Source organism: Streptomyces misionensis, assembly GCF_900104815.1.
In the GTDB taxonomy this organism is placed as follows: Bacteria; Actinomycetota; Actinomycetes; order Streptomycetales; family Streptomycetaceae; genus Streptomyces; species Streptomyces misionensis.
The window spans coordinates 109,128-121,904 of record NZ_FNTD01000003.1 but is presented as its reverse complement, the minus strand read 5'-3'; the positions used below and the strand labels follow the sequence as shown (position 1 = coordinate 121,904).

At 69.7% G+C, this 12,777-nt stretch carries 14 protein-coding genes; 8 read left to right on the top strand and 6 right to left on the bottom strand.

What is annotated here, in order from left to right:
- Positions 1–7 precede the first annotated feature (7 nt).
- Positions 8–907, top strand: coding sequence for a tetratricopeptide repeat protein (locus BLW85_RS40700; RefSeq protein WP_341867924.1), 900 nt, complete (start codon positions 8–10; stop codon positions 905–907).
- On the opposite strand, the gene istB is transcribed toward BLW85_RS40700, so the two are convergent.
- Together istB and istA are read right to left on the bottom strand one after the other, a co-directional pair.
- Positions 904–1,668 carry an IS21-like element helper ATPase IstB gene (gene istB, locus BLW85_RS00780; protein ID WP_074990028.1) on the bottom strand — a complete coding sequence of 255 codons (765 nt, stop codon included), beginning with the start codon at positions 1,666–1,668 and terminating at the stop codon, positions 904–906. The two genes, BLW85_RS40700 and istB, sit on opposite strands and share 4 nt — an antisense overlap.
- Positions 1,665–3,266: an IS21 family transposase gene (gene istA, locus BLW85_RS00775; RefSeq protein WP_074990027.1), complete on the bottom strand. Its 1,602-nt coding sequence runs from the start codon at positions 3,264–3,266 to the stop codon at positions 1,665–1,667. Before istA ends, istB begins: the two co-directional genes overlap by 4 nt.
- Positions 3,267–3,527: 261 nt before the next feature.
- On the opposite strand from istA, the gene BLW85_RS40520 reads away from it, so the two are divergent.
- Positions 3,528–3,656, top strand: coding sequence for a hypothetical protein (locus BLW85_RS40520; RefSeq protein WP_279628557.1), 129 nt, complete (start codon positions 3,528–3,530; stop codon positions 3,654–3,656).
- 25 nt (positions 3,657–3,681) lie between these two features.
- Here the strand turns inward: BLW85_RS40520 and BLW85_RS00770 are convergent, their stop codons facing one another.
- Positions 3,682–4,179, bottom strand: a complete 498-nt coding sequence (locus BLW85_RS00770) for a hypothetical protein (RefSeq protein ID WP_074990026.1) — start codon at positions 4,177–4,179, stop codon at positions 3,682–3,684.
- 462 nt (positions 4,180–4,641) lie between these two features.
- Here BLW85_RS00770 and BLW85_RS00765 point away from each other — a divergent pair, with 462 nt between their 5' ends.
- Positions 4,642–6,087 carry a pentapeptide repeat-containing protein gene (locus BLW85_RS00765; RefSeq protein WP_074990025.1) on the top strand — a complete coding sequence of 482 codons (1,446 nt, stop codon included), beginning with the start codon at positions 4,642–4,644 and terminating at the stop codon, positions 6,085–6,087.
- A gap of 156 nt (positions 6,088–6,243) precedes the next feature.
- Here the strand turns inward: BLW85_RS00765 and BLW85_RS00760 are convergent, their stop codons facing one another.
- Positions 6,244–6,729 (bottom strand): hypothetical protein, encoded by a 486-nt coding sequence (locus tag BLW85_RS00760; protein ID WP_074990024.1) that lies wholly within the window; start codon positions 6,727–6,729, stop codon positions 6,244–6,246.
- A gap of 50 nt (positions 6,730–6,779) precedes the next feature.
- On the opposite strand from BLW85_RS00760, the gene BLW85_RS00755 reads away from it, so the two are divergent.
- Positions 6,780–7,796 carry a hypothetical protein gene (locus BLW85_RS00755; RefSeq protein ID WP_208624799.1) on the top strand — a complete coding sequence of 339 codons (1,017 nt, stop codon included), beginning with the start codon at positions 6,780–6,782 and terminating at the stop codon, positions 7,794–7,796.
- Positions 7,797–8,121: 325 nt separating this feature from the next.
- Here BLW85_RS00755 and BLW85_RS00750 read toward each other — a convergent pair whose 3' ends face one another.
- Positions 8,122–8,331, bottom strand: coding sequence for a hypothetical protein (locus BLW85_RS00750; protein WP_074990023.1), 210 nt, complete (start codon positions 8,329–8,331; stop codon positions 8,122–8,124).
- Positions 8,332–9,424: 1,093 nt separating this feature from the next.
- The gene (locus tag BLW85_RS39105; protein ID WP_074990022.1) at positions 9,425–9,799 is read right to left on the bottom strand and encodes a hypothetical protein; all 375 of its coding nucleotides are present in this window, start codon (positions 9,797–9,799) and stop codon (positions 9,425–9,427) included.
- A gap of 551 nt (positions 9,800–10,350) precedes the next feature.
- On the opposite strand from BLW85_RS39105, the gene BLW85_RS00740 reads away from it, so the two are divergent.
- The 4 genes from BLW85_RS00740 (at position 10,351) to BLW85_RS00725 (ending at position 12,707) form a co-directional block, all read left to right on the top strand.
- A complete protein-coding gene (locus BLW85_RS00740) occupies positions 10,351–10,761 on the top strand; it encodes a hypothetical protein (RefSeq protein WP_074990021.1) in 411 nt (136 codons plus the stop codon).
- A gap of 735 nt (positions 10,762–11,496) precedes the next feature.
- Positions 11,497–12,042 (top strand): hypothetical protein, encoded by a 546-nt coding sequence (locus tag BLW85_RS00735; protein ID WP_074990020.1) that lies wholly within the window; start codon positions 11,497–11,499, stop codon positions 12,040–12,042.
- Positions 12,043–12,086: 44 nt separating this feature from the next.
- On the top strand, positions 12,087–12,407 hold the full coding sequence (locus BLW85_RS00730; RefSeq protein ID WP_074990019.1) for a hypothetical protein: 321 nt from the start codon (positions 12,087–12,089) through the stop codon (positions 12,405–12,407).
- A 102-nt stretch (positions 12,408–12,509) separates the two neighbouring features.
- On the top strand, positions 12,510–12,707 hold the full coding sequence (locus tag BLW85_RS00725) for a site-specific integrase (protein ID WP_074990018.1): 198 nt from the start codon (positions 12,510–12,512) through the stop codon (positions 12,705–12,707).
- Positions 12,708–12,777 lie beyond the last annotated feature (70 nt).

Genomic DNA, 12,777 nt, shown 5'->3' with positions numbered 1-12,777 from the left:
CTTCAGGATGCGGCTTCCCCTGCTGGCCGACTGCGGCCTGCTCGACGAAGCGATCGAGCAGGCACAGGCACACCACGAAGGCGACACCTGGTACGCGGCCTGGTCCCTCTCAGACGTGCTCGCCGACGCCGGCCGAACCGAGGAAGCCGTCGCTGTCCTCGAACAGCACCCCACCTCCAACAGCTCCGTCCTGGCCCAGCGCCTCATCGACCTCGGCCGCATTGAAGACGCCATCCGAGTCCTCCAGAACCGGCCAAACGCCCAACCCGCCACCGACCCCTACTCCAACAAACCACCGTTTGTCGACGATCACGTAATTCCCCACCCCGGCGGTCACGTAATTCCCCAGGTCCTCGCCCCAGTCGGGTCTAGGTTGGCGAGCATGACCATGCGCGGGTGGAGCTATCGCTATGTCGGGCCGGCCGAGTTGAGGAGCCTCGTCCGACCGGACGGCGAGGGTCAGGGCATGCGGTCGCCGGCGAACTTCCACGAGTGGGTCTCGGCTCGGACGGTGGAGGAGTTGGCCGAGCCCTTCACCTTCGTTATCGATCAGGCTGGGGTCCTGCGTCTCGCGCCGCGTCGCAGTGAGCATGTGGTGTGTGCTGGTGGAGAAGCGGTCCTTGGCGCTGGCGAGATCAGCTTCCGCGAGGAGTCCGGGCGGTGGGTGGCCGGCGAGGTCAGCAATCAGTCGACCGGCTACTGCCCGGACGTCAGCTCGTGGTCGGCCGTCGTCGAGGCCCTGGACCGGGCCGGGATCGTTCGCCCGTCCGGTTTCACGCACGAGGTGGTGTTCCGACGCTGCCTCTCCTGCCAGCAGCTCAACATCGTGCGCGAAGAGGACTTCGTCTGCGTCTTCTGTGACGAGGCCCTGCCGAGGGAGTGGAACGTCGACCAGCCCGGACGCTAGGCGGTCGGCGGCTTACCGGTCGGAGCCTTGGGCCGCTTGTTGGGCCGGTAGCTGGGGCCGTTCATGATCACCTGATGGCTAGCGTTGATCAGCCGGTCCAGCAGGGACTCGGCGACGACCGGGTTGGGGAAGAGGGGATACCAGTCGCTGGGCGCTCGGTTGCTGGTGATGATCAGAGAGCGTCCCTGCCGCTCGGAGACGAGTTCGTAAAGGTCATCGGCCTGGGATGCGGTCAGCTGGCGCATGGCGAAGTCGTCGAGGATCAGCAGGTCAGGGCGGATGAGTTCGCGCATGCGCTTGTCCCAGGTGCGGTCCGCATGACCGCCGGCGAGCTCGCTGAGGATGCGGCTGGTCTTGCTGAAGCGGACGTTGGCGCCCTGGCGGACGGCCTGGTGGCCGAGCGCCTGGGCGACGTGTGTCTTCCCAACCCCGACGGGCCCGAACAAAATGACGGACTCGCCGGAGTGAAGCCAGCGCAGGGCCGCCAGGTCGCGGATCTGGGCCGCGGGCAGCTTCGGGGAAGCGGCGAAGTCGAAGCCCTCCAGTGTGGCCTGCTGCTCGAACTTCGCCCTGCGCAGGCGCCGTTCGAGCGCGACGGACTCGCGGCGGGTGATCTCGTCCTGGCAGAGGACCTGGAGGAAGTCGAGGTGCCCAAGCTCGCCCTTCTGGGCCTGGGTGAGGCGGGCGTCGAGGGTTTCCAGCATGCCGGACAGCCGCAGCGTCTTCAGCGAGTCGCGCAGGGCGGTGGTCATCACGCTCACCGGCCGGCCTCCTCGGCGCCGGCGTCGGCGTGACCCTGGTCGTCGTGAACCTCGCCGGAGATCTGCAGGGGGACGGTGGCGGCGAACAGGCCCTCGGGGCCGTGCAGGAAGGCCGAGGCTCCGGCGTCGCCGGTCTCCGGTTCCGGGTCGGTCTCCGTCCCGGCGACCAGGATGCCCTTGACGGTCCGGTAGGACGGGTCACCGACCGCGACCGCCTTGCGGCAGGCGGCCTCCAGCCGGCTGTCGCCGTACTTCTTGCGCAGTCCAAGCACTCCCTGGGCGGCTCGGAGCCGGTAGAGGGCGTTGACCTCCAGCAGCTGGTCGATCACTTCCCGACAGGCGTCCCCGACCTGCGAGGCTTGGCCGCGGCACCAGATCGGCGTGCGCATCTGGAAGGCGATCTTCTCGGGCGGGTAGTCGTTTTTGTCTGTGCGTTTGCCCTGCTCAAGTGCCGCGTGCGTCTTGACCAGCTCACCCTCGTGGAAGACCTGGACCATCGTGGCGGTGGAGCGGACATCGACACGGCGGCCGATCAGCTTCCAGGGCACCGAGTAGAGCGTGCGGCCGACCTTGATGTGGATGTCCGGGCCGACGGTGGCCTGCGACCATCGGGCCAGCACGAACGGCTCCTCGGGCAGCGGCAGCAGGGCCTTGGCCTCCACCGCGTCGAAGACGGACAGTGGCTTGGCACCCCCCAGCGGGCGGCACTGGCGCTGACCTGCGACGTTCGTGGCCCAGAGCAGGGCCTCAGCCTGCATGTGCTCCAGCGAGGTGAACGTCCGACCGCTCCAGAACGAGTCGCGAACATAAGGCATGGGCCGCTCGACCCGCGGCTTGTCCTTCGGCTTCGACGCGCGAGCCGGGTCCACCAACGTGCCGTAGTAGGTGGCGAGTTCGGCATAGGAGCGGTTGATCTTCGGGTCGTAGAGGTCCGGCTTGTCGACCCCGGTCTTGAGGTTGTCCGGCACCAGGCGGTGCGGGACGCCGCCGAAGTAGCGGAAGGCTTCTGCGTGTGCGAGGGTCCAGGCGTGCTGGTCCATGTGCGTCACCGGGCGGACGAACATGTGCCGCGAGGCGGGCAGCACCATCACGAACGCCCAGATCCGGTGGCGTTTCCCGGTCGTGGGGTTGATCCACTGCCCCAGGAAGCCGTAGTCGATCTGGGCCTCCGAGCCCGGCTCGACGTCGTCCCGCAGCACCGTGACCTTCGAGCGGGCCGCCTCGTCGGGCAGGTTCTCGTGGACCCAGCGGCGGAACGTCGTCAGTGACACTTTCAACTTGCCCTCGTCGCGAAGGCGTTGGTGGATCGTGGTGACCGTGGTCGTCTTCAGTAGTTCCTTGACGTAGTCGCGGTGCGGCTCGATCTCGCCCCACCTGACCTGGTTCAGCTTCCGGCTCGTAAGCTCGGGGAACCAGCTCTTGAGCAGCTTGGCCCAGTCCGTCTCGCTCATGGGCGGCCCGCCCGGGGTGATCCCCGCCTTCTCCGCCGGCGCCAGGTACTTCCTGATCGTCTTGCGGTCCACCCCCAGCGAGGCCGACACCTGGCTCTTGGACCGGCCCGCGTACCAGTGCACGTAAATCTCGACGATGTCGATCACGGTGAATGTTCTCCTTGCCATCCGGTGCGTCCGTCGGCCTCTCGGCTCGCGGATCGAGGGCCCGCGACGCTCCGAGAGATCCGGGCCCTCAACCCGGGCACCGGCATGCCCATGGGGAACTCGCCCGATTCGCAAGGATGGACTAATCAGTGGTCAAACCACCCGAAGCAGGGAATATCGCGTCAGTTCGAGCATGGTCGGCGGCACCATCGATGGTCGGCGCCCCGGTGGGGAATCGTGACCACGCGGGTGAGGAATTACGTGGCGCTGATCATGCAGAACGTGGGGAATTACGTGACCGCCGACACCGTTCTGACGCTGCTGCGCATCTCCGCCCCTGCTGGTGGAGTCCGCGGTCAAACTTCGGTGCAACTGGTCAAACTTCGTTGAGACGAGTCATCTCCGGCGCAGGCGTCTATCCGTGGCTCGTATTGCGCACGATGGTGACGGCCTGCTTGGTCACCTGGTCGACCACCCCGTAGTCGTACGCCTTCGGCGAGAAATCAAAGACGACCAGGGTCGTGGAGCCCACTTGGGCTATGGCAGTCGTGACGAGCACGACTGCGCCGTTCTGCTCCGTGCCGATCCTTACGATGGCGGAGTCGTCGCCCATGACCGGCTGTGCGAGCGGTGCCAGGTTCATACGGCCGCTTCCGCCATCGAGCGTGGCAGTCAGGTGGGGGCAGGACTTCGATGAAGTCCGCACGTCCTCGACCGTGCGGTGCGCCTGCGCGGCCGAGGCGTGGCTCACCAGGTCGACCATGACCAACTCCTTGCCGTTCGTCGTGGCGGCGGAGTACCCGCGGTCGACCTCTGCGGTCACAGCGTAGGTGGCCGCGTAGGACTGCAGGGCATTCATGAAGGTCTCGCAGGCCGGGCCACCGGAGTCGACCTTTTGCTTCTCGTCGTTCACTCCAGTGCTCCGGGCGGACGTGTCTTCCGTGAGCCCAGGCGCGCCCATCCGAGTCAGGGTCTGGGCGACGGCGGAAAGTTGCGTCTCGGTCAACGGTGCAGAGCTGGCTGCCAGAAGGGAGCTGGACGGTGCGGCCGAGGGAGAAGCAGACGCTGGGGGAGCGGTCGGCGTGGCGGTCCCCGCCTTCACGGCGGCTTTCGCCGTGTGCGGACTCCCGCAGGCCGTGATTGCGCAGACAGCCGTTCCGAGGGCTGCGGCGAGGAGGGCTCCGCGAGTGAAGAGGCGCTTCACTGGACCACCTTTGTGATCATCGTGCCAATGGTGAAGGCAGTGTAGGACCACGTCTGTTGGGGACGTCCTCTCGTTCGAAACGGCAGCACGGGACCAGACGGTCTCGGACGACGGCCAACATCGGACACCACGGCTGCAACCACCTCGCCGCGGTAACGGTCCTGATCGGGTATGGGAGTACCTACGTTACGGCGCCAGGCGGAACGACGGGGGCTGCGCCTGTGGCCGGTCGGCCGCGTCCTCGTCCTCGCCTTTGCCGCAGCGGTCCTAGTGGCCGCCGCGGTGTTCTACACCGGCTGGGACCTGCTCGACGCCAGGGGACTCAAGCCCGAGCACCGCATCGACTCCAAGACGCTGTTCGACCTAGTGAAGCTGTCGTTCGGTGTGGTGGCCGGGGCCGGCGCCCTGGTCGCCCTGATCGTCGCCTACCGGCGCCAGCGCGTGGACGAGGACGGTGCCCTCCGCGAGGCCACCCGGCTGCACACCGAGCGCTTCACCACCGCCGTCGGCCAGCTCGGCAATGAGGCTGCCGCGGTCCGCCTCGGCGGCGTGCACGCCCTGGCGGGCCTCGCCGACGACGCCCCCACCCGTGACCTGCGCCAGACCTGCATCGACGTGCTGTGCGCCTACCTCCGCCTGCCCTACACCGCCGAGACAGACCTGCCGGCGGGCGACGCAGAGGCCCGACACGCGTACCTGGCGCTGCGGGAAGTCCGGCACACCGTCGTCCGGCTCATCCGCGACCATCTCCGTCTGAAGCCCGAGCACCCACACTCCTGGCAGGGGCACGACTTCGACCTCACCGGCATCACGTTCGACGGCGGAGACCTCTCCTATGCCCAGTTCTCCAGTGGCAGGGTCGCCTTCCGCGGGACCGTGTTCTCCGGCGGCACGGTCAACTTCACCGGGGCGCGGTTCTCCGGCGCCAGGGTCGACTTCAGCGGGGCGCAGTTCTCCGGCGGCACGGTCAACTTCGGCAGGGTGCGGTTCTCAGGTGGCAGTGTCGACTTCAGCGAGGCGGAGTTCTCCGGCGCCAGTGTCGACTTCGACATGGTGGAGTTCTCCGGCGCCAGGGTCGCATTCCGCGCGGCACGGTTCTCCGGCGCCAGGGTCGACTTCGGCCTGGCGGGGTTTTCCGGCGGCATGGTCGACTTCAGCGAGGCGCGGTTCTCCGGCGGCAGGGTCAATTTCAGCCCGGCTGAGTTCTCCGGCGGCACGGTCGCCTTCCTCGCGGCACGGTTCTCCGGCGGCACGGTCGACTTCCGCGCGGCAAGCTTCTCCAGCAGCACAGTCGACTTCAGCCGGGCACGGTTCTCCGGCGGCACGGTCGACTTCCGCGCGGCAAGCTTCTCCGGCACGGTCGACTTCCGCGCGGCAAGCTTCTCCAGCGGCACAGTCGACTTCCGCACGGCAGGCTTCTCCAGCGGCACAGTCGACTTCAGCGCGGCGAACTTCTCCAGCGGCAGTGTCGACTTCAGCGTGGCACGGTTCTCCGGCGGCACCGTCAACTTCAGCGACACCACTGGCACGCAGCCGCTGGGCCTCGTGCCGCCAGGCGGGACGCCCATGCCGACCGGGCTAACCCTGCCACCTGCCTGGCATGCAGCCAACTCCTGATTGGGCCTGTGATCCACTCGACTACGGCCCGGCTGGTGACATCACCAGCCGGGCCGTAGTCGCTGAAGACCCGCGTCCAACAGTGCCGGAGCGCCGTCCGGCTCGCCGACGCCCTCGGCGTCGACCACCGACTCCACCGTGACCGTCACTTCCTCGTCACCGCCTCCGTCCCGCCTGGGCCTTGGCGGCGAGCAGTTCCGCGTACTCCCGGTCGGCGGCGGTGAGTTCCTCGTACACGGCGGCGATCTCCTCCTCCGGGGCGGCCTGCCGGGTCAGCACCGCCGCCCGGGTCTCCGGGCGGGCGCCGCCCTCGGTGAGCAGTCGCCACTCGTCGTACGAACCGCTGAGCCAGGCGTCGAGCGGCTCCAGCCGGGCGTGCAGGGCCGCCGCCCGCTCCCTGCGAGCGGCCTCGGCGGCGACCGCGCCGGGGAAGCGCACGGCGTCCAGGCAGGAGCTGACCGCGTCGGCCGGGTGGTCGAGGCGCCGGCTGGCGTGCACCTGGTCCAGGCGGCGGGCGGCCTCCAGCGCCATCTGCACGCTGTCCGGCGGGAACACGGTGCGGCCGACGCGGGCCCAGGTGGTGACGTCCGGGGCCCAGCGCTCGTGGGCGGCCTGCTTGCTGATGCCGGCGGCGTCGGCCAAGTTGGGCCCAGGTGGTGCCCTCCTCCCGTTCGGCGACGACGGCGCGCTTGATGAGCGTGTCGGTCAGTTCTTTCAGGCCGGCGCGCGCCGCCGTCACCGTCAGCGCCGCCGACATGCTCGACCGCCGCGCCGACGCGGCCCGGGCCGCCGTTCTCGACGTCGCCGACATCGACGCCGCGGCGCCGGCGCCGGTGGTGGAGAACTGGGGCGACCACCTGGCGCTGTGGGCCGCCCACCAGGCCGAGCGCGACGGCGCGCTGCCGCTGGAGCGGTGCGTGGTCGACCTTGCCACCCCGGAGCTGAGCGGCGCCCAGCTGATCGGCGTGCCGGAGATGGCCGAGCTCGGCGGCATCACCGCCTCGACGCTGCGGGCCTACATCTCGCGCGGCAACAGCGAGGTGCCCCAGCCGCAGGCCCTGGTCGGCGGCCGCGACCAGTGGGCCCGGGCCGTGGCCGACGACTGGGTCGAGGCGCGCCGGCGTTCCTACGACGGCGTCCGGGCCGTGATGTCGGCCGGCGACCGCGACCAGCTGTCGCGCGGGGCGGCGGAGGTCCGCGACCACTTCGCCGCCGACTTCCAGAACACCCTGTGGGGACGGCCGGACGTGCGCAAGCGGTGGGTCCTGCGCGCCCGCAACGAGGACTCCGTCCGGGAGATCGCCGACGCGCTGGCCTGGAACGTCGCCACCAGCCTGGACCGCGTCCTGCCCACCCACCTGCTGGGCTCCACCATCGAGGGCGCGGTGCTGCACGACTTCGCCGAGGCCATCGACCTGGACCGCCAGGTGCAGGCCCGGCCGAGGAAGCCGGTGAGGGAGAAGGGCTGGCTGCACCTGTGGGTCTCGCGCCCGGTCGCGGCGATGCTCGACTGGTTCATCCGCCACCACCCCGAGTCCGCCCACCACCACATCGGCGAGATCACCCGCGAGGCCCACACCCGGTGGGAGATCCCGGCGGAGGACACCCTCTACACGCTGCGCCAGGCCGTTGCGATGGACGGCAAGCTGACCCAGGAGGACGCGGAGTCGTTCTTCGCCCTGCTCACCCCGCCGGAGAAGAACGACTGACCGGACAGTCCCGACGGGCGGGGCCCGGAGCCACTGATCCTGGCTCCGTGCCCCGCCCGCGACTGTATCCGGGGAGCGGCCCGGTCCGGACAACCCCGGCTCAACACGCGTCCGGGCAGCCTCTCCCCGGGAGAAGCCGCCCCCGCTCGTCCGGCAGCCTGCCCCAGACGCGCACGCGAAGTGCCCGGCGGACCGGTCCCCGACCGGCAGCAGATGACGACAGCAGCGAGTTAGTGCGTCGCGCTTGCCGCCGTAAGTGGGCTTGCCGACATGCGTTGTCAGTGCCCCCCTCTACGGTGACGGTCGAGAGGGGGGAAGGGATGTGTCAGCGGCGGACGTGCACGGTGATCTGGACGGCACCGCCCACCACTCCCGCGCCTCCGGCCGCGGCGACGGCGACAGCCGCGTCATGGTCGCCGGTAAGGGCGAGGACGAGGATGGTGGCGAGGGTCGCCAGGGTGGTGACGACTGTGGCCCAGGCATACGCACGAACTGAGTTGGCCGCCCCAGCTGGGGTACGGTCGATAAGCGTCACGGCTTCCGGTCTCCTTACGACGGAACGGCAGCCCGACGTCAGGCGAGGGGGAGACCCACGCGAAGTGGCTTTCCTAGGGCACGACTTCGCAAGGGTCTCCCTTCGCCGTCCGAAGGGCCTCGGATGTTCATCAGCTTATGGGGGCTCACCGACACCCGACCGACCGTGGCGTACCCGAAGCGCGCTGAAGAGGGACTTCCTATAGCGCACGGCGGGGGACAGGGTGGGCCGCAGCTGGACCGCAGGTCAGAGGCATGATCACGTTTGCGACTACCGTCGTCCAGCCGCCCGACAACTGTGACGCATTGCACACATGCGGAGCGTCGTGGCTCCTATCACCCAACCGCGGTCAGAAGCCGTGCCTGACCTGCATGAAAGCGTGACGATCGATATCGCCCTCAGGTGCTGCGCGTTGGGGCCGAAGACGAACTCCAGGTCATGACGGCGATCTCGTCGTGAACCTTGTTGAAGAACTCGCAGCCGTCGGCGTCGACCTCGCCGTCAAGGAAGATGCCTATCTACCGGGGCCGCGGCCGCCAGCGGGCCTCACTGGCCTTCACGGCGGCGGGCCCCCTCGGCTACTCCGGGCGTTGTTGGTAGGACGGGGGGTCAGAACAGGGCGTCCTGGTCCGACTCCTCACGGGGCAACGGCCCGACGTCCTCGCCCCGCCACTTCGCCTCAAGGTGCCTGCGCCACCCCTTCGGGGGAGGCGTTCGTCGGATACATCGCGTACCGCCACCCCGCCATCGGCACCGCCCTGGTGGTCAGCGCGGGGGTGATGACGCTCCTCTACCGGCCTCGGGGAGCATCGGTACAGCGGTTGGCGCTGAGGACGACCCTCACCAGCGATGACCTGGATCGAAGGGACTGCGGCCATGTCACCGCGCGCGAACAGCACCAACCACACACGGTTGCCCCTGCCTTACGAGCAGTGGTTCACGAGGGCGCGGCCGCACGTCGGTCCGGGCCCCGCAGCGTCGTGGAGAGCGTGCTGCGCGCGGGCCGTCGCCGTGGCGTCCTGCGTACGCGCGGAAAGGGCGACGCCCTGAGCATCATGCGGATCTGCACCCGCGCCGGCGCTTCGCCTGACGCTCACACAGCGCGCAGTCGCGGAGTCTCGGTTACGGCCGTCTCCTCGACCTCGACCACATTGGCGCTCGCGGCCGTCTGCTCGGCGGCGCCCGCGGGCGCCTCGTCGTGTTCGGCCTTGCGGTTGTCCAGGTGGCTCTTGAGCTTCATGCCCGCGTACACCAGCCCACCGCCCACCGTCGCCGACACCGCGGCGACGCCCGCCACAACACTGGTCGCGGAGCGCAGGCCCGCGTGACCGACGATCTTGTTGTTGGTCCCGCGCAGCAGGGCCCGGAGCACGCCGGGAGTGCTCGATTCGGACAGCACCGTCCAGTCCGGGTGCTCGACCACTTTCAGGGTGTAGCGCACGCCGTTTTTGACCCAGCTCATGTCCATGGCGTCACTGTACGGGCGCTCCCCCGCCTCGTGGGGCGGAACCGGGGGTTCTTCGCCGCCGTGGCAGGCGACCGGGGTGTGCGCTCGACGGCAGCCAGGTCCTCCCCGCAGTCCCGGTCCAGCGCAAGGCGCGTCGCGAGTACGAGGACCGAGTCAGCCTGCTCACGCCCTGACCAAGATCGTTCTCATCGCCAACCGCTGTACCGATGTTCCCCGAGGCCGTCTACTTCCTGCTGGGTCCGGGCGGGATGGCGGACCACCATCTCGCTGCCCAGAGAATTCCATCTCACCCTTCCTGTGCCGTGTCGCCTTTCCACCCCGAAGGGCTGGAGAGCAAGGCGCCTTCCACGGGCGTGCTGCCCGAAGGCCAAGGGAGACGGCGATGGACTGGATGGACACGGCGCGGACGCTGGCGGAGGACCCGCTGGTGCGCCTGGCGGTGGGCGAAGGCGTCCGGGGGATCGTCCGGCGTGTGCGGCGCGGCCGCACGTCGGCGACCGCAGGCGAGGCCGGCCACCACGGCGCCGGTCGCCGAGGGAACGGAGATAGCGGTGACGACGGTCGCAAGCGGCGAGCCGCTCGCCGAGGAGCTGTTGCAGGGCGTGGGCAACGAGGGGATGCGGGCGGCGACCCGGCTGCTCAGCGCGCACCGGGACGGCTACTGGCTGCGCCGCCTGCTGGAGGACGAGGCGGCACTGTCGGCGGCCGCCGACAAGCCGGTCATCGACCGCAACGGCACACACCCCTCGGTGAGCTGGGACACGATCGGCCTGCTCCTGCTCTCCTCTCCCTGGGCGCTGAAGTCCTCGCGCAGCGAGATGGCCGTGCTGGAGGTCGCCGCGTCGCTGGTGCGGCGCTGCGGGGTGCAGCTCGGCGCGGTCGTCCAAGACGTCGATGACAACGAGTTCCGGCTGATCCTGCGGGCCCTGGAGGAAGCCGCGTACGGGGACGACGCCTGCTGACGGGTGGCAGCAGACGGATGCCGGGGTGCCAACGGGTGTGAGCTGCGCGTTATCCACGCCGTAGCCGGGCGGCCTGTTGAGCTGCCTGGCGGGCCAGATCCGGGTCGGCGTCGGTGAACGGCCGTACCCGCAGGTGTCCGCCGACGCCCGGATCGTGGCCGCCCGGCGGGAGCAGGCCGACGTCCTGGGCGACGCAGTCGGCCCACCTGCCGTCCGGGCCGCGGCTGCCCTGCAGTTGGCGGATGACCCGGCTCGGTGCCCAGCACGAGGAGGTCGCACCAACGCGGTGCGCAGCGTCCGGATCTCGGCCGTCAACGCTACCCTCGCCCCCGACTCGCAGCACAGGCGCTGGCCGCCGTGCCGGATGCTCCACCGGCCCCGGCCGCCAGAGACTGCTTGCGGGCGAGGCCCTGCAGATCGGACGGAAGCGGCCCCGCTGACGGGGGACAGCGGGGCCTGCCGCCAGTGTGACGGCAACCCGCCAGAGGGCAACGCCGCAGCCGATCAGGAGGCCGGTTCAGGTGCTGCCGAGCGAACGCATCAGCGTGTTGAAGCCGTTGGCCGCAGCGGTCTCGCTGGAGCAGGCCGAGCCCCGGGGATCTCGCCTCGGGCCGCCTACCGTGCCAGATCCGAGGCGGTAAACGGGCATGAGGCGCCGTCAACTCCGCTTTACAGAAAGGCCTGAAACTGTCGAACCAGTCGACATGTCGAGTGGGTCGACATACCGTCAGGGGCATGAACTCCACTGTCGACCCATTCGACACCGAACCGACGGACGTACGCGGCGCCGCGCTGGCCGCCCTGCGCGGATGGGCAACGCGGCGCGACCGCCTCGCCGACAACCGTGCCGACCTGATGGCCGCTGCCTGGTGGGCGGGCACCCGCACCATCGCCGAACTCGCCCGCGCCGCCGACGTCTCCCGCGACACCGTCTACGACGACCTGCGCGCCCGCGGCGTCGAACCCACCGACAAGGCCGCCGAATCCGCCGGCATGCTCCCGCCCTACGCACCGCTCACCGCCGAGCCAGTACGGGAACTCGCCCAGCATGCCTGGTCCCTGGTCCGGCCAGCGATGCTCACCGAGCGACCCAACCGGTTGGCCAACGCCGCCTGGCACCTAAGCATCGCCCTGGACCGGATCGGCATCCTGCTGGAGGACTCCACCGACCCGGACCGGAAGGTGGACGTAGGCGAGAGCCTGCTCGCGCAACTGGCCGGTGCCCAGGAGGCCGCACAGAAGTACTGGGCCGAACTGGACATCCATACAAAGATCATTTGACGGCGTTTCGGACCGCCGTCCCCGTCGGTGGCGAAGGCACGGCCGTGATCGACTCCGCTGACCTGACCCTTCGCTACCCGTCGTCCCAGGAGACCTTCAGCGTCAAGTTCGACCCTGATCCCTTCGAGCCCGCCGGATGGAACGTCGTGAGCAGCGACCACCCGCAGCTGGGCACCCAGCTCACCGTTGCCGAGCGCTTGGCCATCCAGACCGCCGTGCACACGCTCGGCCGCCTCCTCAACCGCCGCCTGCACCCCGACGACAGCGACGGCGGCGAGTCGGCAATGTCCGAGCCGGGCCCTACCGTCCCTCCCGTTCGGCCCTGGCCCTACACGGACACCGCCACGACGGAGGCCTCCCAATGAGCGGTTCCGACGCCATCGCCGCCCACCTGGACGCTGAGCTGGTGAAGGACGACGCCTCCGGCGCGGTGACGGTGTCGGTTGGGCGCTCGCGCGCTACGCGAAGTGCGCGGGCCTGACGGGCGCCGGAGTACCAGGCACTCCGCCCGGCGCGGTCTGGTCACCACCGGCCGCAAGAAGGGCAGGCGCATCGAAAAACTGCGCCGCCAGGGCGATTGGTCGGCCAACTCGCCTGTGTTCTGCGAGTACGTGGACGAGGGCGGGGCGTTCGAGGACGCCGCGACCGAGGGGATCGGCCTGTGAAGACCTGACGCCCGATCACGTCAGCCCGGACGGCACAGGCCGCGCGTGCTGTCCGGTGCGCACCCAGCGC